The organism is Methanobacteriaceae archaeon (genome assembly GCA_030656015.1).
Taxonomy (GTDB): domain Archaea; phylum Methanobacteriota; class Methanobacteria; order Methanobacteriales; family Methanobacteriaceae; genus UBA349.
The window spans coordinates 155,398-178,176 of the sequence record JAUSNX010000012.1 but is presented as its reverse complement, the minus strand read 5'-3'; the positions used below and the strand labels follow the sequence as shown (position 1 = coordinate 178,176).

The following is a 22,779-nucleotide window of genomic DNA, read 5'->3' as shown; positions in this document are numbered from 1 at the left end:
ATGTTTTTGGAAATATTTCATGATAATATATTATAATAAATAAAAAAATTAAAAGAAATTAATTTTTAGAAAGCATTTCTTCAGCAGCGTTCTGAGACATTTCAATTATTTGTGCTTCAGGAATGCTTAAAACTTCTCTATTTTCCATTAAGATCTTTCCATTACATATGGTAGTATTTACATCACTGCCACTGGCGGAATAAACAAGGTGGGATAATGGGTTTCTAAATGGTGTTAAATGAGGGGCTTTAGAATCTAAAAGAACTAAATCTGCCTTTTTACCCACTTCGATAGTTCCAATATCACTTTCCATTCCCAGAGCATGGGCTCCATTAATAGTGGCCATTTCATAGGTTTGCTGGGCAGTTAAATAAGTAGGATCCATATTATGGATTTTCTGGAGCAGTGCAGCAAGTTTCATCTCTTCTAACATATCTAAATTGTTATTGGAAGCGGCACCATCGGTTCCCAGGGATACACAGATTCCTTTTTTAAGCATCTCAGGCACTGGTGAAACTCCTGAAGCTAGTTTCATATTACTGGCTGGATTGTGAGATAATTTAACTCCCCTTTTTTTTACAATTTCTATTTCATCTGTAGAAAGGTGCACGGCATGAGCGGCCAGAACATCCTCTCCTAAAAGGCCAATTTCATCTAAATATTCAAATGGACGTTTCCCATGGGCCCCCATTACTTGTTGAACTTCATATTCCGTCTCAGCTACATGGATGTGTATATGATTGCCATATTTATTAGCTTCCTTTCTTACTCCTTTCAAAAGTTCTTTAGAACAGGTGTATGCTGAGTGAGGTCCAAATGCTACGGTTATTCTCCCATCTGCAGTGTCATGACATTCTTCAATGAGGCGCTTGCTTTCCTTAAACTCAGCCTTTCTTTTTTCTTCGTCGCCTAGATCAATCATGCCGTGGCTTAAAATGCCCCTTAGGCCGGCTTCATCTGCGGCCCGGGCCACATCATCCATAAAAAAGTACATATCATTAAAGGTAGTGGTTCCCGATTTTATCATTTCCACGCAGGCCAATAAAGCCCCGGCATAGCAGTAATCTCCATTTAGGTGGGCCTCCATGGGCCATATATGTTCATTTAACCAGGTGTCCAGTGGTAAATCATCGGCCAGACCTCTAAGCAAACTCATGGATAGGTGAGTATGGGTATTGACCATTCCGGGCATTAAAATTTTATTTTCAGCATCTATGACTTTATCTATATGGCTAAAATCAATCTTATCATTGATTTCAATAATTTTATCATTTTCTATTAACACGGATCCATTATTCACTGTTCCGCCTAATATTTGAGCATTTTTTATTAGAATGGTATGATTTTCCATATTCGGCCTCTAATTGAATTTTGTTAAAAGTTATCGTATATAGTAATTTATTTTTTAATAACTCCACTTTTTAATATATTGATAAAATGAATATTAATTTAATTAATTAGTCATAAATTTAATTTCAGGAATATTAATCAATGTTTAATAACTAAAATCTCTTTTTATATATAAGTTCCTCAAAAACTATTTTAAATTCCACACCATTATCATTTTTAACTTCTAATACTCCATCGATTTGATCAATCAAGCTTTTTACTAAAAATAATCCTAAGGTGTGGGATTTTTCCAAATCAAAATCTTTTGGAAGACCAATTCCATTATCTTTAACTATTAATTCATATTTCTCATTCAACTTATGGAATAATATCTGAATTTCTCCATCTCCTGACTGGAAAGCATGTTTTAGGCTATTTGAAACTAGTTCATTTACTATTAAACAACAAGGGACTGATGTTTCAATATTTAAGTAACCCTCTTCTAAATCGGTCCATAAAGTTATTTTCCGGCTTCTAGCAGAGTATTGTTCAAATAGGTAATTGGTCAATTTTTGTATGTATACCTTTAAATCAACTTTTGACAGGTTTTCAGATTGATATAACAATTCATGGACAATAGACATGGTTCTTATTCTATTCTGACTGTCTTCAATTAGTTCCAGTGGATCTACATCAGAATCCCAGTATTTTTGTAGATTAAGGAGGCTGGAAATTATTTGCATATTGTTTTTAACCCGGTGATGAATTTCTCTTAAAAGAGTATCTTTTTCCTCTAAAGAGTTCCTTATTTCTTTGTCAGCTTCTTTACTATGAATGGCTAGCGCATAAAATTCACCAATTCTAGTTATGGCATCTATGTCTTTTTTAGAATAATCGCGAGGGGAATTAGCGAGTGCAATTTGCCCTACCAATTTTTTCTCTGAAAAAATAGGCACTGATAGAAAATTTTCTAACTTAATATGTCCTTCGGGAATTCCTGCTGATGACTCATGTTCTTGTGGTGAATTAGTAAAGAAAGAATTTCCTATATTCAATGAATAACCCCAAAGACCATTATATTTGCCATCGGCTCCTTTTGGGAATTCAAGCCGTTCTTCTTCTACCAATACTTTACAGTTAGGCATCATTTTAGTCAAAGTATGGATTATATTATATCCTGTTTTTGGATCTATGGAAGAAACATAACCCTGCAAACTTCCAGTTAATTCTTTTGACTCTTTTAAAATTACTGACGCTACGTCCTCTATGCTTGAATCAGGAGAAATAATGGGGGAGTATATATGTGCTAGAGATTGATTAATTTTAAGTTCTTTTTTAAGATTAGTACGTGATCTTTTCTTTTCAGTTATATCCAGGACTGATACTAAACTCTTTTTAGTACCAGGAATCATAGCTACACTCATATAAGCGTCTTTAATATTACCTTCGCGATCTATTAACTGGCTTTCATAGTTTTTCGGCGCTTTTTTAGGATCTATTCGGCGCAGCCTATGGTATTTTTTCATTAGTTCTAATTGGTCTTCCACAAAGAATTCAGTCCAGGTCAGTTTATTTTCTATTTCTTCTTTAGAATAACCACTAAGTTCACAAAATTCTTCATTAACCAAGGATAAAACCATATCTTCCTCGCTTATAGCGGTGGCTGTGCCTGTATTTTCAAAAATAGATTTATATTGTATTTCAGAAATCTGTAAAGCTTCTTCAAATTTTTGACGATCTACACCTTTCCAAACAGCATCCATAAGTAATTCTAACTGCAGCAAATCTGTTGCATTGTAATCTTCTTCTTTATTGGCCACACCCACCACGGCCACAATTTCGTTTCTACTAAAAACTGGAAGAGTCATGTATTTATAAAGTGGAGCGTGTCCTTCAGGATAGCCCTTTTTAAGTGGATGGTGGGATTGGAAGTCATTTATAATAAATGATTTTTTCTGGCGAACGGCTTCTCCCCAAATACCTGTTTTTTCTAGTTTATAGATTGCAGGTGCTTTCTCAACTGAACACTCTTCCATAACACCTTTTGACCAGGTATTTAGAATAAATTCTTCTTTATCAGGATAATAATGGTAAATATAACCTATTTTACTTTTAGTAAGTTCAATTGCTTCTCTAAGAGCATAATCTAATAGTTCTTGAACCGATTCTGGATTATACTGCAATATTTTAACCAAACTTTTTAATCTATTCTGATTAAGAATTATTTCTTCTTCGGCCTGCTTTTTTTCAGTTAAATCATCATAAACTGCTACAACTTCGCCTGAAGCTAATTTGTAAACATAATTTTCACGCCAGCCCGAAATTCTTTCGTCCTTATAAAATGAAATAGGGAACCTTTCCGGGGTCCCGGTTTTCCAGACCCTTTTAAACACATCAAATAGTCCGAATTCTATTACTCCGGGGAATGCTTCAGTAATTTTTTTACCAATAACCTCTTTTCTAGATACTTGCTCTATTTTGGCACCTGCAAGGTTGAAATCTTTAATTATGAAGTCTTCGCCGTCATGTAAGGCTTCATAAACTGCTAATGCAGTATCCATATTTTCAAAAACTTCCCTATATTCTCTTTCTGAGATTTTCAATGCTTTCTCAGCATTTCTTATTTCTGTAATGTCAGACATTACTCCAATCATTCCGGCTAAATTACCATTGGGGTCATTGTAGGTATTTTTTACAAAAAGGATTTCATGTATAGTGCCATCAGCATATTTTACAGGAGATTCATACCTCTGGGCGCCGGGATTTTCAAATAGTTTTTGATCTTTTTCATGGAATTTATCTGATAATTCAGGAGGATTTAAGTCATAAACTGTTTTTCCAATGATTGATTTTTTAGATTTGCCTAAAACTTCTTCAAATGCAGTATTACATCCTCTATACTTGTAATTAACATCTTTATAGAAAATAGGGTTAGGTATACTGTCCATTAAATTTTGAAGGAAATTGTATTGCTTTTTTAAAGATTTTTGCACATTTTTTAAATCTGTCACATCACGGATAACACCGACCAAGTGATCTGCTCCGGTTTTATCATTGTAAACAGTTTTTTTAGTGATAATGGTGTGCGTATGCCCGGAATAAGTAGTAATTTTTTCTTCATTTACATTTTCTTTTTTCGTGATAAATACTTCTTCGTCCTTTTCCCAGAAAACATCTGCCTCATGCTCGGGGAAGAAATCATAATCGGATTTTCCTACTAATTCTTCATTACTATGACCAATAAATTCACAAAAAGCAGTGTTTACTAATTCCCATTCATGGTTTCGATTTTTAACGAATACTGGGTCGGGAATGGTGTTAATAATCTTGTATAGATAATTTTCTGATTCAGTAAGTTTTTCTTCTGCTATTTTTTGTTCACTTATATCAGATATGAATCCTTCTAAGGCCAATAGTTCCCCTTTACCCGAAAAAATTCCTTTTCCTTTTTCTAAAACATATTTAGTTATAGAATCCGAAGTAATTATTCTATAAGGTATTTTAAAATGCTTTTTTTCTGCTAATGCTTTTTGCACTTCTTCCCAGACTTTTTCACGGTCGTCGGGATGAATCAAAGAAGCAAAAGAAAGTTTTTTATTTTCATTTAAATCTTCTGATGTATATCCTGTAAGCTCTAAACATCCTTCGCTGACAAATTCTATGGTCCATTGAGGATCGTTTTTGCAGCGGTAGGCCATACCGGGTAAATTACTCATTAATGTTTTTAATGTTCGTTGACTATCGCTTAGATTTTTTTCTAGTTCTTTTTGTTCACTCATATCTAGGTTGATTCCAATGATTCTGGTGGCCATACCATTTTCGTCAAATTCATTTCCCTTAGCCAGGCCTAAAATCCATTTCTCTGTACTATCTTTGCATATTGCCCTATATTCTATTTTAAATTGATCTAATTTATCTTTAAATTGTTGATTGAGGTTTGAAATAGTTTTTTCACGGTCTTCGGGATGAATAATCTTGATCCAGGATTCATAAGTGGCTGGGGATTCTCCGGGTTCATAGCCAAACATTTGATAGTATTCTGGTGAAAAATAGGCAGCTCCGGTGCTAATATTCCAGTCAAATAATGCGGCATTGGCGCCTTGCATGGCCAGATTTAAACGTTCTTCATTCTGTGATAATTTTTCCTGAGTTTTCTTTAAATCAGTTATGTCTATGGATGAGGCTATCCATTCTTTTTTCCCGACCATGGGGGCAATTGAAACATACATATTTAATGGTGAACCATTTTTTTTAATAAAGCGAGTTTCGTATTTGGAAGGAATTGAAGAATCTCCTGATTCTCTTTTTTGGTGGTATTTCATCATTAAATCAAGGTAATCTGGATGTACAAGTTCCATCCAATTCATTTTTCCTTCAACTTCTTCTTTAGAATATCCGGATACATTTTCCCATTCAGAATTAACCATTAATATTAGTCCACTTTTATCAAAAAGTATACTAGAAGAGCCAGAATTGTCAAAAATAGTCTTATATCTCTTTCCAGATTCGATAATTGTCTGTTCTGCTATTTTTTTATCAGTTATATCTCTGCTAAATGAGGCTAATTTTTTAACTTCTCCGTTTTCTAATATGGGGATGATGCGGTGTTCAAATATGATTCCATCTCGCTCATCTTCAAATTCAACTGGTTTTTTTGTTTTAATAACATTTTCAAAATGTTTCCAGCGTGATTTTGCAAGTTTAGGATTTATAAATTCTTTAAAATGAGAACCAATAAGTTGTATTTTATCAAATCCTAATCTCAGAGCAGTAGATTCATTAACATCTAAGAAAATTCCTTTATTATCTGTTAGAAAAACAGAATAATTGGAAGAATTTAGCAAGGCTTTAGAAATTGCATAGCTTTCTTTCAACTTTTTATCATTTTTACTCTTGTAAATTGCAAGTTCCAGAGCATATTTAAGTTCATTAGGATCGTAAGGTTTAATTAAATAACCATAAGGTTGGGTATGTTTGGCTTTTTTAACTGTAGCTTCATCTGAATGTGCTGTTAAATAAATTATTGGGATATTTAATTTTATTATCTTTGAAGCGGCTTCTATACCATTCATATCTCCTTTTAAAGTAATGTCCATTAAAACAAGATCTGGCATTATCTCTGAAGCTTTATCTATTGCTTCTTGACCTCTTGATGCTACATAAGGAACTTCATAGCCTAATATTTCCAACCTCTTCTGAATATCGAGAGATTCAATAGCATCGTCTTCTACGAGTAATATTTTAAATGGGGACATAAAAACCTCGTATTCCTAATTTATAAGCTTAATTATATTTCAAATGGATTTTAATATTAAAATTCTTGTTATATATTCTAAAATTATTACTATTTAAAATATACAACTGAAATTTTTTATCTAACGTAATGTTTTATCAATAAATCTGTTAATATTAATATTTTGGCATATAATATGATTTTATGGAGATATCTATTAGTGTTAATAGGAAGAACAAAATTAAATCTAGAATAAAAATATAATAATATAAATTAAATAAATAAAACTGAAATTTAAAACTTAAAACATTCATAATTGATTTATAAACTAACTCTTGATTAATTACATAAAATATCATCTATTAAATTGCATAATAAATATTAATGGACTAATTTAGCTTGGAGGAGAATATGAAACTTAGAATAGCTATCCCATCTAAGGGAAGAATCAGCGAACCTTCGGTAAAGCTTTTATCAAAGGCAGGGATTGGATTAAAAGACACGGCCAATAGAAAACTTTTCTCAGATACTTATCATCCGGATATAACAGTCATGTTCACTCGGGCAGCAGATATACCTGAATTTGTGGCTGATGGGGCAGCAGATATTGGAATAACTGGCTTGGACCTAATTGAAGAAAAAAATGTTCAAATAAGGTTATTAGAAGACCTTAATTTTGGAAATGCTAGTTTAGTTTTAGCAGTTCCAGAAGATTCATCAGTGGAATCATTAAGTGATATAGAATCTGGAACAGTGGTGGCCACAGAATTTCCTAATTTAACTGGCAGATATTTGGAAAAAAATGGCATTGATGCTAAAATAGTGGAATTAAGTGGTTCTACTGAGATTGCACCTTTTATTGGGGTGGCAGATATCATAACTGATCTCACCAGCACAGGAACCACTTTAAAAATGAATCATCTCAAAATAATAGATACTATTCTTGACAGCTCTATTAAATTAATAGCTAATCCTAAAAGCTACAATGAAAAAAAAGAAATAATTGAAGAAGTACGCACTGGAATTAGGGGTGTAATGGATGCTGAAGGTAAAAAGCTCATTATGCTTAATGTAGATGAAGGAAATCTTGATAAAGTAACTCGGGCTATGCCAGGCATGACCGGACCTACCATATCCAAAGTGCTTTCTAGTGAGCATGTAGTGGCAGTTCACGCGGTTGTTGATGAATTTGATGTCTTTAAACTTGTAAATCAATTAAAAAAGTTAGGTGCACGGGATATTTTAGTAGTGCCTATAGAAAGAATAATATAAATCTATTTTAAGAATTCTATTTATTTTATATTATTTTTAATACTTTTTTTTTGATTTAATTTTTATTTATTTAAAATTAATATAAATTAGAAAAAAGCATTGAATGAAGAAATTCAATAAATTTATTTTTTTTAAAAATTTATTTGAAAATATTTTAAAAGAGGATTGATTATTCGGGTGATAAACGATCCAGCTTTATTTCATATTCTTTTTTCAAACTTATAATTAAAAACACCAGAGTTGCTATTAAAAGCATGAAAAATACTCCCACAAAGGCTAAATCTCCCCTTTGCAAGTAATAGCCTGGACTGACAATTAAGGTGTATAACAACATTCCCAGGGCCAGTAGATTAAGGTTGTAACCTATTTTTATCTTCTTTAAAAGGCCTATTCCTCCCCCTATTAAGAGAACTGATGTAATAAATTCGGCCAGTAAGTGCAGCATAATTTCAGCAGGTTTAGTGGCCATTTCTGGCACCTGGCCAGTTAAAATAAACATGCTCCACATAACTATCATTAAAATACCAATGAAAAGTGAATAAATAGCAATGATGTTTCTAATTTTCATGGTGATCACTATTATGGATTTAATTCTTGTTATTAAAATAATTTAATATTTTAAATAATGCTTGACATTTATTAATGAAATAAAACTAAGACATTTTATTTTTAAGACTACTTTTAAGAAGCTAAAAATTAAAAATAAAGAGTTTATTATTAAATTAAGTTAATTTAAGCATTTTTCATGCTCCAGGGGACCCATAAAGCTACGGTAATAGCTCCCAAAACTACTATGGAAATTATGAATACTGCAATATTCTGGATAATGCTGTAACTTTCGGCATAGAAAAATAACCACAGTCCCAGTGATAGTAACCATAAAAAACTGATTATAATTGTAGCATACACCCGATTAGTTTCTGGTTTTTTACCCATTTGACTATTCCTCCTTTGAATTCCTTTTAATCTAAAATTAACAAAAAATATAACAAAATTGAATATTTTTAAAATATTCTATTAAAAATATTCTAATTAAAATTCTTTTTCTGTTTATTCTATGAAAATAGCCGGTTTATAGGGCATGGCATTTTTGGCCTTAGCTTCAGGGTCATAATCAGCGTCCTGGTGAACAATAACTTCTGCTCCTACTTCTCCGGATATGTAATCCAAAGAATCAGAAAGTATTTGGTACTCATCCAGATAGCCTACATAACTAATACGGGTCATTTCCCGGCTTATTTTTTTAGCAAACTCAGCAATTTCCTTTTTATCATCATGGACATTTTGCTGCACAGATTGGCCCATTATTCGACCAATATCAGGCCTTCCAACTTCGCGGGCTATGTCAAAAACATTCCATTTCCATTCCGGAGCCAGATAAACATGTATTTTTTCGGGTTCCACATCTACAATTTTTTTAATCTCTGAAATATCTTTAACCAGTCCCTGGATGATTTCTTCTGCCTTTTGAACCTTATCATCTACTAAATCCGGATTATATTTGGGCCATGGAGCTTCTGATACAAATCCTTCTCCCCCATATTTCTCCCAAAGTTCTTCTGAGGTGTGAGGTGTGAAAGGAGCCATTAATCTAATCCATGCTTCTAGAACCGTGGCCAGAACAAATGAAATTTCGGGTACTTGTTCCTCATTCTCTAGGTCAGATTTAATCCGGTGGAAGTAATGATCCAGATCCTTTTTAAGGAGGAAAAGAGAGTCTTGAACTGCTTTTCTGGTTTGGAATCCTTCTAATGCTTCAGTGGCATCTTTAATTCTTAGATTTAATTGGCCCAGCATCCATTTACTTATGAAGTTCTTTGGAACAATATCTGATTCAGTTCCAACTTCATTGATGTAGAGTGGGCCTTCATGTATGTCTTCCACTCTTTGAGCGAACTCTACGAACCATTCCAGTCTCCTCTTAGTTCCTTTGACCTCCTTTTCTCTCCAATCAAAGTCCTGCCATGGTTCGGCAGCAGACATTAAAAAGAGTCTTACCACATCTGCGCCATGATTACTAATAGCATCAGAGAGAAGTATTACATTTCCTTTAGAGGACGACATTTTATGGCCTTCTAAGAGCCCCATTCCGAATACAACAATTCCTTGTGGCCGTTTGTCTTCGGGAAATATGGCGGCGTGGTGGAATACATGGAAGGTGAGGTGGTTTCCAATCAGATCCTTGGCTGATAATCTCCAATCCAGCGGATACCAGTAGTTGAATTCATCTTTTATTTCATTTAAAAGACTTTCTTCTACTTTAACATCCCCAGGTTTATTTAAGAACACTTGTGAGAAGAATTCATCATTTAAATGATCAGGATTCATTTCTCTAAGGTATTTGGCAATAGTATAATATGACATGTAAATGCTGGAATCGGTCAGTGGTTCTATTATCCACTGTGGATCCCATGGAATCTTGGTTCCCAGCCCAATCCTACGAGAACAGGCCCAATCATGTAACCATCCAATATAATATTTGAAATTGGCTCGAACTTCTTCAGGGACAATTTTCATCCTTTCCAGAGTGTTTCGAGTTTTATTTTTCCATTCTTCATCAGAATACTTCATGAACCACTGGTCTTCCATTATTTTAACTACACAACGGTTTCCGCAGCGGCAAATAACGGGTCTTTCAGCAAAATCATACATTAAACTGGCCTGACCTATTTCCCGAAGCTGGGCACTTATTTCATCACGGGCTACCGAGACTTTACGGCCACTATAATTGGTTATATGCTCACTCATAACTCCCTTAGCATGTTCCTGTTTGTAAAGCTCATTGGTGGCTTCCTGGAGTTTGGCATCATTTTGATTTTTAACACCCAACTTTTCAATTAATTCCTGAGCAGGGAATTCTCCATATCCTTTTAAAGTAATGACATTAATAGGTTGAATTTTTTGCACAATTTCTTTTAGATCATATTTATTTAGAAGTTCTGGATTGTTTTTAAGATCTTGAAGGGCAATATAATCTGCGGGGGCATGACCCGGTACAGAAAAGACCACCCCACTCCCATATTCTGGATCAACAAAACTAGCTGGTAGAATAGGGTGTTCTTCCCCCGTAACGATATTTTTTACCATGCGACCAATTAATGGCTTGGGATCAACTTCTTCTATGATTTCTAAGGTTTTTTGTTGTGAAAGATTGTCATGAGCCTCTTTACTTATTAACCATTCTTCATCATCAGCCCTAACTTTAAGATAATTAACTTCAGGATTTAGCCAGAGGTTAGTGGCTCCGTAAATAGTTTCTGGGCGGAAAGTTGCCGGGACAAGGAAATAACCATCAATTTCAAATTTAAGAAGGGTTAATTCGTTAATTCCCACACCTTCCCCTTCTAAAAGGTCGTGATCTCCTACAGGATTTTCACACTCGCCACAGTACTTCACTGGGTGGGCACCCTGTTTTACATAGCCTTTGTCTTTGAGTTGGCGAATTTGCCATTCAATAAATTTTTGATAAGATGGATCAGTAGTTCTAAATTCTCTTCTCCAGTCTATGGAATAACCCATATGTTCCATAACTTCATGATACTCACTACTGAAGTACTTTACAATGTATTCTGGGTCTGTGAATCTTTCCAGTTCCTCTTCAGGTACTTTATGGATATTCTGGTAAATATCCATGGTCCAGGGGTCGCGACGCTGTATACGCTTGGCTATTCCAATAACCGGGGCTCCAGTAACGTGCCAAGCCATGGGAAATAGCACATTATATCCTCGCATTCTTTTAAAACGTGCATAAACATCAGGAACAGTATAGGTACGTCCGTGCCCAATGTGCATGGCGCCACTGGGATAAGGGTAGGCAACCGTTAAGAATAATTTTTCTCTTTCATCTGGATCTGATTGAAATACTTTTGATTCATCCCATTTCTTTTGCCATTTACTCTCCACGTTCTTTTTCAACAGAATCACCGTCACAATAAGTTTAAATTCGTAAATAATGATTTAATTTATTTTATTTTTACTTTTCTATCTAATTTAATCTTTAATTCAATTAATTCTTTAAAAATCCTGACTATTGATGCGTCAATAAGATTATTGATATTCATTATATTAATTCCATTATAATCGAATATCATTAATTATGAAAAATACATAAAATATGTATTAACTACAATTTCTATTATATTTTATTGAAAATTAAGTTTATAAATTAATATTTCAATTTTCAGTTTCTATTTCTTCTTCCAGCCAAGTCAAATAATCTTGTGAACCATTAATTATGGGTAAGGCTATTATAGCTGGATTTTCATAGCTGTGCAACTCTTTTACTCTTTTTATAATGTCATCAACCTTACTTACCAGACTTTTAACTAATAAAATGGACTCCTGGTCATTTTCTATATTGCCCTGCCACCAGTAGAATGATTTAATGTCACTGATTATGTTAGCACACCCAACCAGTCTTTCCGAAACTAATTTTTCTCCTATGAGGGAAGATTCATCTTCACTGGAAGTGGTAATATAAATCAAGGCAAACATCTAATCAACTCCTTTAGGAAGAATTATAATTAATTTTCATTAGTATCTTTATCTGAGGGGTGGTATTTCTGGTGAGCAAATTTTATGCTGGGAGTTTTTTACTCGCTCTCTTATTCTTTGAATTTCAGAAATTGGTAAATTAATTTTCTTAGCAATTATATCATTTTCTAATGATTTATCAACCATTAAATGAAGAATTTCATCCAGAACAGCATATTCCATTCCTAGTTCTTCTTCATCGGTCTGACCAGGCCATAAGCCTGCAGTGGGAGGTTTTTCAATTATTTCGGACGGAACTTCCAGGCCTCTGGCCACTTCTCGGACATGAGTCTTGTATAAATCTCCAATAGGCAATATGTCCACTCCACCATCTCCGTATTTAGTGAAGTAACCTACCAGTAGTTCACTGAGGTTACCAGTACCTGCTACTAATCTATTCAATGAATTGGAATGGTAATAAAGAACCATCATTCTTATTCTGGCTTTTAAATTGGCTCGAGCAAGCTCATTGGATTGATGAGAACATAAATCATAGAACGGTTCGATCAAATGGTCAATATGAATTATTTCATATTCAATTCCCAGTAGCTTAGCAATTACTTCCGCGTGCTCTACATCCTCTGATGAGGTAGTTTCACTGGGCATTATAAGTCCAAGCACATTGGAAGATCCTAATGCTTTCTGAGATAAATAAGCCACTATCGTGGAGTCTATACCTCCACTAAGGCCTAGAACAATTCCAGATGTTCCAGAATCATTCACTTTTATTTTTATAAATTCTTCCATCTTTTCAATGGCCTTTTCTATATTTAAAACGGGAATTTCTTTATTTTCCATTTATAATCGCCTTAAAATGCTTTTTAACAAGTATGGTTAAAGAATGTGTTTTTAATAATAAAATCATGATAATCAATTTTTCTAATAATTTTATTTTAATATAATGTTATGCCTTTGATATAAGATAAGTTTAAAAGTAAGTATAATATATTCGATATATCCAAATAATAAAAAGGACCAATGAGGATAGAATAAGCTATTTTTAAACTTCATTAGTTTTAATATTCATTGTAGGAGGATTATAATGGCATTTAAAGATCTATTTAAATTCAACAAAGGAAAAACAACATTTGTATTTGTTGGGGGTAAAGGAGGAGTGGGAAAAACTACGGTTTCTGCCGCTACTGCTTTATGGATGGCTAAATCTGGCAAAAAAACTTTAGTAATATCTACTGACCCGGCACACTCTCTGGGAGATTCACTGGAGCAAGAAATTGGACATTATCCAACTCCTGTGGTTGAAAATCTTTTTGCTGTGGAAGTGGACCCTGAAGTGGCCATGGAACAATATCAGGCAAAAATGCAAGAACAACAAGCTTCAAATCCTGGAATGGGAATGGACATGCTCCAGGACCAAATGGATATGGCATCCATGGCGCCGGGAATCGATGAAACTGCTGCTTTTGATATTTTCATGCAGTACATGACTACTGACGAGTACGACATTGTGATTTTCGACACGGCTCCAACTGGACACACCCTTAGACTACTTTCCTTCCCAGAAATGATGGATTCCTGGGTAGGAAAAATGATTAATATAAGGAGACAAGTGGGAAGTATGGCTAAGGCCTTTAAAAACATCATGCCTTTCATGGGTGATGAAGAAGAGGAAGATAAGGCCTTAGAAGACATGGAAGTAACCAAAAAAAGAATCAGAGAAGCAAGAGATGTTATGGCTGACCCTAACAGAACTTCATTCAAAATGGTTATCATTCCAGAAGAAATGTCAATCTACGAGTCTGAAAGAGCAATGGCGGCACTTGAAAAATATAACATGCACTCTGATGGAGTTATTGTAAACCAGGTCTTACCAGAAGTTACTGATTGTGAATTCTGTGAAGCTAGAAGAAACTTACAACAAAAGAGACTCAAAGTGATTGAGGAAAAATTCTCTGATCAGCTGGTAGCAGAAATTCCGTTACTAAAAGAAGAAGCCAAGGGTTTGGAATCATTAGAAAAAGTTGCTGAAATGTTATATGGTCAACCAAATGCTTAATTAATGATCTTATAATATTTTATTATTTTCTTTTTATTATTTCCTATTTTTTTAAATATTTATTTTAAAATTTGTAAGTAAATCCAACTTATTAATTAATAATAATCAATCATTGAAATTTTTTTATTTATTAGAAAAATAGTTATTTTTATTATTTTTTTCCATTTTTTCAGAAATTATAAAGGGGTTTATAAATTTAAACCATATAATTTTAATATGTAGTTTAGGTGCATATAGTATAAGATAAGATTTTTGTTTAGGCATAAATGAAAAAATTTTAGGATGCAAAATAGGATACAAAAAATTATTCGTGGTGAATTAAATGAAAATTTCAGTGTATGGTGCAGGAAATCAGGATCTTTATGTGAACCAACTTAAATTACCAGAGAAATACGGTGGAGTACCTCCTTATGGTGGAAGCCGAATGGCTATAGAATATGCTCAGGCAGGACATGATGTTTACTTGGCTGAACCAAATAGAGAAATGTTAAGTGATGAGCATTGGAAAATCGTAGAAGCTGCAGGGGTCAAAGTAACTGCTGATGATGCAGAAGCAGCTAGACATGCAGAAATAGCAGTTCTTTTCACTCCATTTGGTAAAAAAACCTTTGAAGTTGCTAAAGAAATTACTAAACACATGCCTGAAAACGGAATTATTGCCAACACTTGTACGGTGTCTCCTATAGTATTATACTATGTTTTAGAGCGTGAACTGAGAAAAGATAGGAAAGACATAGGAATAGCTTCCCTACACCCTGCAGCGGTACCTGGAACTCCTCAGCATGGCCACTATGTTATTGGTGGACATTCCTCTAGTGATCTGGATATTGCTACTGAAGCACAAATACAAAAATGTGTGCAACTAGCTGAAAGCTGTGGAAAAGACGCTTATATTGTTCCCGCAGATGTATCTTCAGCAGTAGCAGATATGGGATCGCTGGTGACTGCAGTAACACTATCTGGTGTTCTGGATTACTACTATGTGGGTACTCAGATTATTAAGGCCCCAGAAGAAATGGTGGAAAAACAAATTTTAATGACCTTACAGACCATTGCTTCTCTGGTAGAAACCTCTGGTGTTAATGGAATGCTGAAAGCCATGAACCCTGAACTTCTAATTAAGAGTGCTAAATCCATGCACTTATCCGAGGAACAGGAAGAACTGGATGCGGCAATAAAAACTCTTGAAAAACTGGATGACAACGTAAATAAATGGGTGCAAAAAGGAACCATTCAACCAACCAACTTGGTGGCTGCACAGGCCCTGGCCAATGAATTGCAGAATTTAATGGGTGGAATGGCTGCTGAAGGTACCATCCGAAGATGTATGCGGAAAATGTTTGAATAAAACAAATATTTTCTTTTTTACTTTTAATCAAACTCTAGCTTCAGTTAAATTATTTTTATTCTCATTTGTTCTGTTTTTTAAACTATACTATTTCAAATAGGCCAATTATTAATTTAAACATTCAAAATGATGTTGATTCTATGATTATAAAAGATCTAAAAACTGCAAGATACTTTGAAACGTTGGATGGAACATTTATTTGCGAGTTATTGCATCCAGACCGAGAAAAGAAGGAAATAAAAATGGAATGTAGCATAGCTCATGCTATTTTGCGGCCTGAAGAGTCTTCCCATCCACACCGATTGAAAAAATCTTCTGAAGTTTATTTCATATTGGAAGGAAAAGGTTTGATGTATATTGGGGATGAAAAAGCCGTCTTAGAGCCAGGACAGTCGGTTTACATCCCGCCCGGTGAAATACAATTTATAAAAAATATTTCTGATGTTGAATTGAAGTTTTTATGTGTGGTCTCACCGCCCTGGAGTAAGGAAGACGATGAAATTTGTTTAGAATAAATATAACAATTTTATATAACAATTTTTTTGAAATTCAAATAAATATTAATTGAAATAATGAATAAAGCACCTTATTTCAAATTAAGTTTTATTTTACTTTTATTTATCTAATAAATCACCATAACACACATATATGTGAAATCACTCTGGGCCACTTCTTCCAGGGTGCTGGTGACTAATTTTTCGTCTGTGTAACTTAAACGTTCGCCGATGGCCACTTTTCTCTGGGGATTCACTCCATTATCCAGTAAAAATTGGGCCATGTCTGCTGTGCTGCGAGAAGGAAGTGCAATGGTGGGCCGGCCATTATTCAGGATATTTATTACTTCCAGGGAATTTTCACGCCCATGGAATGTCATAAGGTCTGCTTCGTCCCAGGGTATCTCCTGGCGTGCTGCACATAGCTGTAAGGAGCTTATACCCGGAATAACTTCTAGATTAATTTTATTTTCTAATCCTTTTTCTTTAATTATTCTTTTTATCGGTTTTAAAACGCCTGAAAATCCAGGATCACCGGTTGAAAGGACACAAACGCTTTTTCCATCATGAACCATATCCACGGCCATTTCTAATTTCTCCTGCACGTCTTTGACATTCAATGGAACCACTTCATTGGCCTCTGGAAATAGTTCTAGTGCCCTTTTACTTCCAATGGTTATTTTAGCTGATTTAACTGCTTTTCTAGTGGCTGGAGTTACATAATCAGCAGAACCCGGCCCTATGCCGGCTATATAAAGTTTTGACATTTAATTAGTCTCCATGATATTTAAATCGTAATATTGAATTATTATTAATTGAATTATAACAATTAAAAAATTTACATACGCAATTAAGAACAATTTATTTAATTAATTTAATATAAATCTATATTCATATTATATTACTAAGTTGATATGTAAATATTCAAGTAATTTATAAATTTCAATTTTTATACTTCTTTAAATATTTTAATAAAAACAGGATTTAATTTATCTAATAAAAAAGTGATACCATGCTCCAGATTGCAGTTACCGGAAAACCAAACGTTGGAAAATCATCATTATTTAACTCAGCCACACTTTCTGAGGCCGAAGTGGCCGGATATCCATTTACTACTATAGATGCCAATAAAGCAGTCTCGCATGTGGATACCAAATGTCCATGTAAGGAATTAGAAGTAGAATGCAGTCCTAAAAATTCAAAATGTGAAGAAGGAGTACGATTAATACCTGTAGAATTAATTGACGTGGCGGGCCTGGTTCCAGGGGCCCATGAAGGCAGGGGATTAGGGAACAAATTTTTGGACGATCTTCGCCAGGCCAAAGTATTGATACATGTTATAGATGCCTCAGGTTCCACAGATGAAGAAGGAAGGCCAGTAGAAGCTGGTACCTATGATCCTCTGGATGATGTCGATTTTCTAGAAACAGAAGTCACCATGTGGTTGTATGCCATTGTGGAAAGGAACTGGGAACGTTTAGTAAGAAAAGCCATGTCTGAAAGGTTGGATATGGGTAAAGTACTACATGAACAGCTTTCAGGGACAGGAATACTCTTGGAAGACATTTTAGAAGCTCGAAGAGAAATGGAAACAGATTACACCACATGGGAAAAAGAAGAACTAGTTGAATTTTTAGGAAAACTTCTTAAAATCGCCAAGCCGACTATAATCGTGGCCAATAAGGCGGATTTACCCACATCAGCTGAGAATATCAAACGATTACAGGAAAAATATCCTCATGTAATTCCTGCCTCAGCTGAATCAGAAATGGCTCTTACCCGAGCGGCCCAGGCCGGTCTTATAAGTTATCATTCAGGAGATGACGATTTCCAAATATTGGAAACGGATAAACTCAGTGAAAACCAGAAAAAGGCCCTGGAATATATTCGAGCAAATGTTTTGAAAAAATACGGCAGTACTGGTGTTCAAAGAGCATTAAATGAAGCAGTATTTGACCTTTTGAATATGATCGTGGTTTATCCAGTGGAAGATGAACACAAACTATGTGATCAGAAAGGAAATGTTTTACCCGATGCTATATTAATCTCTAAAGGATCTAAACCAAGGGAAATGGCCTATGTGATTCATACAGATATTGGTGAGAAGTTTTTGCATGCTGTGGATGCCCGTAAGAATATGCGGGTGGGCAGTGATCATGAATTAGAAGATGGCGATATTATAAGTATTATTTGTCGATAGTAGACTCCAAAATGATTTCTTACTGAAACCATTTTTTTAAAAAGAAGTTACAATGAAATAAATTCCTCCTATAACCAAAAGAGACTTAATAATTGGCCAAAATTTCCAAATATTAAATTATTTTCCATAATTTACTCCTTTTTAGTTATTTAAAATTTCTTGCAATTTTTGCTTTAAATAGTTAAATTGGCAATAATTCAATCCCCAATCTTCTCAATCAAAAGGGCCACATTGCGGCCAAAACGTCTAATGGTCTCCATTCCTTCATCATCACTCTGAACATCACTGGGAGCCAATCCAAAGACCATATTCCAGTAATTTGAACCAGGAACAATCATATCATTGATAAAGAAGAACATTAACATTTCTTGCAAGGTACTGGTGTGTCCTCCTCTTCGGGCCACAGCTATAGGACCTCCTACTTTCCAAGATAGGAAATTATCCGTGGCCATGGACATATATCCTATTCTTTGCAAGGCAGACATTATATCTCCCCGAGCAGTTCCAAAGTAAACTGGGGAACCTACAATGAAGCCATAGGATTCTCTAATTTTGGCAATGATATCATTTAATCCGTCATTGAGAACACATTCGCCTAATTCACGACATTTTTGACAAGCAATGCATGATCTAATGTTTTTTCCAATAAATGAGATGGTTTCAACTTCTAAACCTTCTTCTTCTATAACGCTGGCACATTCTTCCAGAACTTGAGCAGTATTTCCGTGGGGCCGTGGGCTGGCACATAACATAAGAACTTTTTTCATTATTTTTTCTCCCTAAAAGTGCTTTAATAGGTTTTTTGAGTGTTTATATGGTTTATTAAACTATTGGCATTAATAAATCATTTTGATAACTTCCTTACATTTTATATCTACAAACTCAAAAAAAATAATAGAATTATATAAATAAAGAGGTACATTTCAAGTGTAACTATGAAGATTTACCAAATCTCTAATGAGAAAGTCTTTAAAGAAATGGGGACTTCAAAGGATGGTTTGTATTAATAGGGATTTTAAAAATTCCACTGTACATAAAGGTAATGCAGATACTCGTTATTGACTTAGGAACCTAGAAAACGCCATAAACACCATAAAAAATTAATAAAAAACAATAAAAATTGAAAAGTATCCATAAATCAAGAATTTAGATAAATATCTGTAAAAAATAGAAATACTTGATTTTAAAAGATTGTTTAATGTTTATTTTTTTGAATCTGATTTATTTTATCTTTTAAAATCCTATGTAGATGTTCAGCACCTATAATTTTATCTTCTTCTAATTTCCAATGGGAGGGACACATAATAAATGGTTTGGATTGTCCTCCACCTAAACCTCCGTGACTTCCAATTAACTCTTCAAAAGCAGCTACTTCATTCTTTTCAGGATCATAAAAGCTGTTTACCCAGATATCAGGGGCATATTCGAATTTATCACTTCGCAATAGGTGTTTAGCTGAACTCGCACCGAAGTTTGCCAGTGGATTTTTTCCTTCCACTTTGTTTTGATTTAAATAATAAATTCCTTCTTTTCCAATGGCTAATGGACCTAATTCGTGGGATTGGACCATTATAAATCCTATCCCATCGTGCTGCACCAATCCGGGGATTAAATCTGGAAATATTCTAGTTATATCTTCGTAAGTCAATCTTTCTTCCCATTTAGTTAGATAAATTAGGCCTAAATTTCCAGAAGCTAGGACAATAACTTCTGCTTCTTCAGCAGTTGTTGGTGATTGATTTTGAGAGACTTCATAATTTTGAATATATTCTAAAACCTTCCCTTTACCCAGAGGACTATTTTTAATATTCTCCAAGGTATTGTCCACAGCACCTCTACTTTTATCAGTTGCATAATCCTTTTTTTCTCTCACATATTTTTTTCCAGTCTCTAATGGGGAGGTAAATGCTTGAGAAAAGTGGTCTTCATTGGAGGATAGTTCACTGTAAATATTAATTTCTAAGGGGAGTAATGTTCTCACTAAATCTTCTAAACTCATATTATATCTTTGTTTAAATGTAGCGCCATTGGTCTGCCCGTGATCAGATTGGATCACGAAATAATAGTTTCTTTTAGTATATCTTGCAGCATTCTCCAGCCTCTTAAATTGCCGGTCCAGTCCTTTAAGGGCATAAAATGCATCAAAATCCCTCACCCCAGAGTGATGAGCAATTTCGTCGTATCCTAAGTATGTGGAATAAGCCACATCAATATCTGAAGCTAACATATCACCAATAAGTGTCTGGGTGGTTATTTCTCTTAATAAAACATTCGCACCTGCTCTTACGAAGGCATAGACGAATCCTCTTCTTAAGCGGGGATTAATATCTTTAATCCAGTGAACTAACTGGGAACCAATTTCTAAAAAGGCATCAAAGAAGAACAAAATCACAATACGGGCGAAATTAGACGGACTAGAATAAAAATAATACCAGGTCGAATTGTAGAATTTTTTAAGATTTTTTAACTTACTGTAAGTAAATATAACGTCTTCTGCATCACCAGAAAATAAATTAGAGCGGCTGGCTCCATTTTCAGCCATAAGGCCTTTACCATTGGAAATACGCTTTTCTATGATTGATGCGTCAGAAAGGCCGGTAGAAACCATTATTTTATTTTTATTTATCTTTTCCACCCAGCGAAATGCCGGAAGGTTTTTGTTATTGCCATGCAATATTCCGGCCTGGCTGGCTCCGGTTTGGCTGGAGAGATCGGTTTCCCAAGGGATAATTTTATGAATTCCATCTTCTATCCATCTGGCCAAGGTGGGCATGTGCCCGAGTTCAATAGCTTCTTTTAAAATTTCTTCAGAAAGACCATCAATTTCTAAAAAAAGAACTCCTGGATAATTTTTAGGATTTTTGGATTTATTTTTTATATTTCTTCTCAAAACAGCCCTATAATAAGAAGTATCATCATCTAAAGTTATGATTGCAGATAGAATAGTGGTAATAAATGCCATTCCTAAAGGAGTAAGGATTAAGGCCCATCCTTCGATAGTGATTCCAGGAACAACATTACTTATTAGCCATATTAAAATTCCATTGATTATGAGAGAACCAATTCCTATTGTATAAACTAGGAATGGAAGAAAAATCCTCGATAGAATTGGCCAGAAAAGTGCATTTATAATTCCTAAAATACCTACCACTGCTGCTGCGGTAACCCAGTTATCTATGCTAAGGCCAACTGACAGGTGAGCTATTAAAATAAACCCTAAAACTTCTCCTATCCATAGAATAATGGTACGAACTAAAAAGCTGACTAAAGATGGCCTTTTTGGATCATAATAACTTTTAAGAGATTTTTTGCCCTCAGGGGAATGGCTTGCAGTGGCCTGGCTATTTTTAATATTATTCTTGTCTGACTTGTTCATCATCTACCTCGGGACTTTTAAGATGAAAAATAGTTATTTCGGGGGGACAGTTAATTCTAAACCAGAAAACATTGGTTCCTAATCCTCTGCTGGTGTACTGGATCATGTCTCCTACTTGGTACTTCCCTAATGGGTATTTAATAAAATGAGGGCCTCTAATCATAGTTCCCAGTCCGGGAATAATGAATTGGCCTCCATGGGAGTGTCCCGAAATTTGAAGGCCAAATCGCCCAGTTATGGAACTCACATCTGCAAAGTCAGGTTCATGGGCTAATAATATGGCTGGTCCTTCTGAAGGAATCTTTTCCATAACCAGATCAAGACGATGCTTGCCTAGCATGACACTATCCACTCCAGCAATGTGTAAAACTGCATTATTATCAGCTGATGCTCTTTTCAAGGTGAAAACATCGTTACTGACATCAGTTATATCACAATTTTGTAGAATGTTTCTTATTCTATCTGCACCAAGCCAGTGGTCGTGATTACCTAAGACGGCCAGAGAAATATCTTTGGGATATAGAAGTTTTAATAGCCTTTCCAGGGGTTTTTCGACTTCATCGAGAATATAGGAGACAAAATCACCAGTTATAGTTATAATATCAGGATTTTGCTGATTTACTAGTTCCACAATTCCTTCTAAATGGTGGGGGGTTATCCACTGGCCTAGATGGATATCTGAAAGATTAACAATGCGATAATCATGAAATAAAGGATCTAAATCTGGAATTATAATTTCTACAGGAAGTAATTCAAAATCTGAGGCATTAAACTCAGAATTACTGACTTTACCACGATATTTGGTCATGGTGCGCTGTATTTTTTGCATAAATTCCAATGCTTTAGGTGTTTTTTCTTTCATATAATCAAAACACATTTTTAATTAATTGCATTTAGGTATTCTTTAATTTCAAATCTAATGTTTATTAGTTCTTTTTAATTGATAAATCATCTTTAAATAATTAATCAACATCAAAATT

16 protein-coding genes are annotated in these 22,779 nt (G+C 34.5%); 5 read left to right on the top strand and 11 right to left on the bottom strand.

Annotated elements, in window-relative coordinates; genetic code table 11:
• Positions 1 to 58: 58 nt before the first annotated feature.
• Both Q7I96_09320 and Q7I96_09315 read right to left on the bottom strand, forming a co-directional pair.
• A complete protein-coding gene (locus Q7I96_09320) occupies positions 59 to 1,351 on the bottom strand; it encodes an amidohydrolase family protein (GenBank protein ID MDO9627807.1) in 1,293 nt (430 codons plus the stop codon).
• A gap of 151 nt (positions 1,352 to 1,502) precedes the next feature.
• The gene (locus Q7I96_09315; GenBank protein MDO9627806.1) at positions 1,503 to 6,584 is read right to left on the bottom strand and encodes a PAS domain S-box protein; all 5,082 of its coding nucleotides are present in this window, start codon (positions 6,582 to 6,584) and stop codon (positions 1,503 to 1,505) included.
• A gap of 389 nt (positions 6,585 to 6,973) precedes the next feature.
• Between Q7I96_09315 and hisG the strand changes: the two genes are divergently transcribed.
• Positions 6,974 to 7,834, top strand: coding sequence for an ATP phosphoribosyltransferase (gene hisG / locus Q7I96_09310; GenBank protein ID MDO9627805.1), 861 nt, complete (start codon positions 6,974 to 6,976; stop codon positions 7,832 to 7,834).
• 169 nt (positions 7,835 to 8,003) lie between these two features.
• Here hisG and Q7I96_09305 read toward each other — a convergent pair whose 3' ends face one another.
• The 5 genes from Q7I96_09305 to Q7I96_09285 form a co-directional block, all read right to left on the bottom strand.
• Positions 8,004 to 8,402 carry a hypothetical protein gene (locus Q7I96_09305; GenBank protein ID MDO9627804.1) on the bottom strand — a complete coding sequence of 133 codons (399 nt, stop codon included), beginning with the start codon at positions 8,400 to 8,402 and terminating at the stop codon, positions 8,004 to 8,006.
• A gap of 164 nt (positions 8,403 to 8,566) precedes the next feature.
• Positions 8,567 to 8,770 carry a hypothetical protein gene (locus tag Q7I96_09300; protein MDO9627803.1) on the bottom strand — a complete coding sequence of 68 codons (204 nt, stop codon included), beginning with the start codon at positions 8,768 to 8,770 and terminating at the stop codon, positions 8,567 to 8,569.
• A 114-nt stretch (positions 8,771 to 8,884) separates the two neighbouring features.
• On the bottom strand, positions 8,885 to 11,749 hold the full coding sequence (gene leuS / locus Q7I96_09295) for a leucine--tRNA ligase (GenBank protein ID MDO9627802.1): 2,865 nt from the start codon (positions 11,747 to 11,749) through the stop codon (positions 8,885 to 8,887).
• Between the two features lie 258 nt (positions 11,750 to 12,007).
• The gene (gene cutA, locus Q7I96_09290; protein MDO9627801.1) at positions 12,008 to 12,328 is read right to left on the bottom strand and encodes a divalent-cation tolerance protein CutA; all 321 of its coding nucleotides are present in this window, start codon (positions 12,326 to 12,328) and stop codon (positions 12,008 to 12,010) included.
• Between the two features lie 48 nt (positions 12,329 to 12,376).
• On the bottom strand, positions 12,377 to 13,165 hold the full coding sequence (locus Q7I96_09285) for an NAD+ synthase (protein MDO9627800.1): 789 nt from the start codon (positions 13,163 to 13,165) through the stop codon (positions 12,377 to 12,379).
• A 244-nt stretch (positions 13,166 to 13,409) separates the two neighbouring features.
• Between Q7I96_09285 and Q7I96_09280 the strand changes: the two genes are divergently transcribed.
• From Q7I96_09280 to Q7I96_09270, 3 genes are all read left to right on the top strand, one after another.
• Positions 13,410 to 14,381: a TRC40/GET3/ArsA family transport-energizing ATPase gene (locus Q7I96_09280; GenBank protein ID MDO9627799.1), complete on the top strand. Its 972-nt coding sequence runs from the start codon at positions 13,410 to 13,412 to the stop codon at positions 14,379 to 14,381.
• A gap of 322 nt (positions 14,382 to 14,703) precedes the next feature.
• Complete coding sequence (locus tag Q7I96_09275; GenBank protein ID MDO9627798.1) at positions 14,704 to 15,729, top strand: H(2)-dependent methylenetetrahydromethanopterin dehydrogenase-related protein; 1,026 nt, start codon at positions 14,704 to 14,706, stop codon at positions 15,727 to 15,729.
• A gap of 140 nt (positions 15,730 to 15,869) precedes the next feature.
• Positions 15,870 to 16,244 (top strand): cupin domain-containing protein, encoded by a 375-nt coding sequence (locus Q7I96_09270; GenBank protein ID MDO9627797.1) that lies wholly within the window; start codon positions 15,870 to 15,872, stop codon positions 16,242 to 16,244.
• A gap of 107 nt (positions 16,245 to 16,351) precedes the next feature.
• Here the strand turns inward: Q7I96_09270 and Q7I96_09265 are convergent, their stop codons facing one another.
• Positions 16,352 to 16,990, bottom strand: a complete 639-nt coding sequence (locus Q7I96_09265) for a cobalt-precorrin-7 (C(5))-methyltransferase (protein ID MDO9627796.1) — start codon at positions 16,988 to 16,990, stop codon at positions 16,352 to 16,354.
• A 245-nt stretch (positions 16,991 to 17,235) separates the two neighbouring features.
• Here Q7I96_09265 and Q7I96_09260 point away from each other — a divergent pair, with 245 nt between their 5' ends.
• Positions 17,236 to 18,423: a redox-regulated ATPase YchF gene (locus Q7I96_09260; GenBank protein ID MDO9627795.1), complete on the top strand. Its 1,188-nt coding sequence runs from the start codon at positions 17,236 to 17,238 to the stop codon at positions 18,421 to 18,423.
• A gap of 197 nt (positions 18,424 to 18,620) precedes the next feature.
• Here the strand turns inward: Q7I96_09260 and Q7I96_09255 are convergent, their stop codons facing one another.
• The 3 genes from Q7I96_09255 to Q7I96_09245 form a co-directional block, all read right to left on the bottom strand.
• A complete protein-coding gene (locus Q7I96_09255) occupies positions 18,621 to 19,190 on the bottom strand; it encodes a flavodoxin family protein (protein ID MDO9627794.1) in 570 nt (189 codons plus the stop codon).
• A gap of 428 nt (positions 19,191 to 19,618) precedes the next feature.
• A complete protein-coding gene (locus tag Q7I96_09250) occupies positions 19,619 to 21,799 on the bottom strand; it encodes a phage holin family protein (GenBank protein MDO9627793.1) in 2,181 nt (726 codons plus the stop codon).
• Positions 21,777 to 22,661 (bottom strand): metallophosphoesterase, encoded by an 885-nt coding sequence (locus Q7I96_09245; GenBank protein MDO9627792.1) that lies wholly within the window; start codon positions 22,659 to 22,661, stop codon positions 21,777 to 21,779. The genes Q7I96_09250 and Q7I96_09245 overlap by 23 nt, the downstream gene beginning before the upstream one ends.
• Positions 22,662 to 22,779 lie beyond the last annotated feature (118 nt).

Coding starts and splice junctions, on each gene's coding strand:
- Q7I96_09305 (MDO9627804.1), bottom strand. CDS start 8,402: ATGAAAATTAGAAACATCATTGCTATTTATTCACTTTTCATTGGTATT.
- Q7I96_09275 (MDO9627798.1), top strand. CDS start 14,704: ATGAAAATTTCAGTGTATGGTGCAGGAAATCAGGATCTTTATGTGAAC.
- Q7I96_09285 (MDO9627800.1), bottom strand. CDS start 13,165: ATGGAAAATAAAGAAATTCCCGTTTTAAATATAGAAAAGGCCATTGAA.
- Q7I96_09255 (MDO9627794.1), bottom strand. CDS start 19,190: ATGAAAAAAGTTCTTATGTTATGTGCCAGCCCACGGCCCCACGGAAAT.
- Q7I96_09280 (MDO9627799.1), top strand. CDS start 13,410: ATGGCATTTAAAGATCTATTTAAATTCAACAAAGGAAAAACAACATTT.
- Q7I96_09245 (MDO9627792.1), bottom strand. CDS start 22,661: ATGAAAGAAAAAACACCTAAAGCATTGGAATTTATGCAAAAAATACAG.
- hisG (MDO9627805.1), top strand. CDS start 6,974: ATGAAACTTAGAATAGCTATCCCATCTAAGGGAAGAATCAGCGAACCT.
- Q7I96_09270 (MDO9627797.1), top strand. CDS start 15,870: ATGATTATAAAAGATCTAAAAACTGCAAGATACTTTGAAACGTTGGAT.
- Q7I96_09250 (MDO9627793.1), bottom strand. CDS start 21,799: ATGAACAAGTCAGACAAGAATAATATTAAAAATAGCCAGGCCACTGCA.
- Q7I96_09320 (MDO9627807.1), bottom strand. CDS start 1,351: ATGGAAAATCATACCATTCTAATAAAAAATGCTCAAATATTAGGCGGA.
- Q7I96_09300 (MDO9627803.1), bottom strand. CDS start 8,770: ATGGGTAAAAAACCAGAAACTAATCGGGTGTATGCTACAATTATAATC.
- Q7I96_09260 (MDO9627795.1), top strand. CDS start 17,236: ATGCTCCAGATTGCAGTTACCGGAAAACCAAACGTTGGAAAATCATCA.
- Q7I96_09315 (MDO9627806.1), bottom strand. CDS start 6,584: ATGTCCCCATTTAAAATATTACTCGTAGAAGACGATGCTATTGAATCT.
- cutA (MDO9627801.1), bottom strand. CDS start 12,328: ATGTTTGCCTTGATTTATATTACCACTTCCAGTGAAGATGAATCTTCC.
- Q7I96_09265 (MDO9627796.1), bottom strand. CDS start 16,990: ATGTCAAAACTTTATATAGCCGGCATAGGGCCGGGTTCTGCTGATTAT.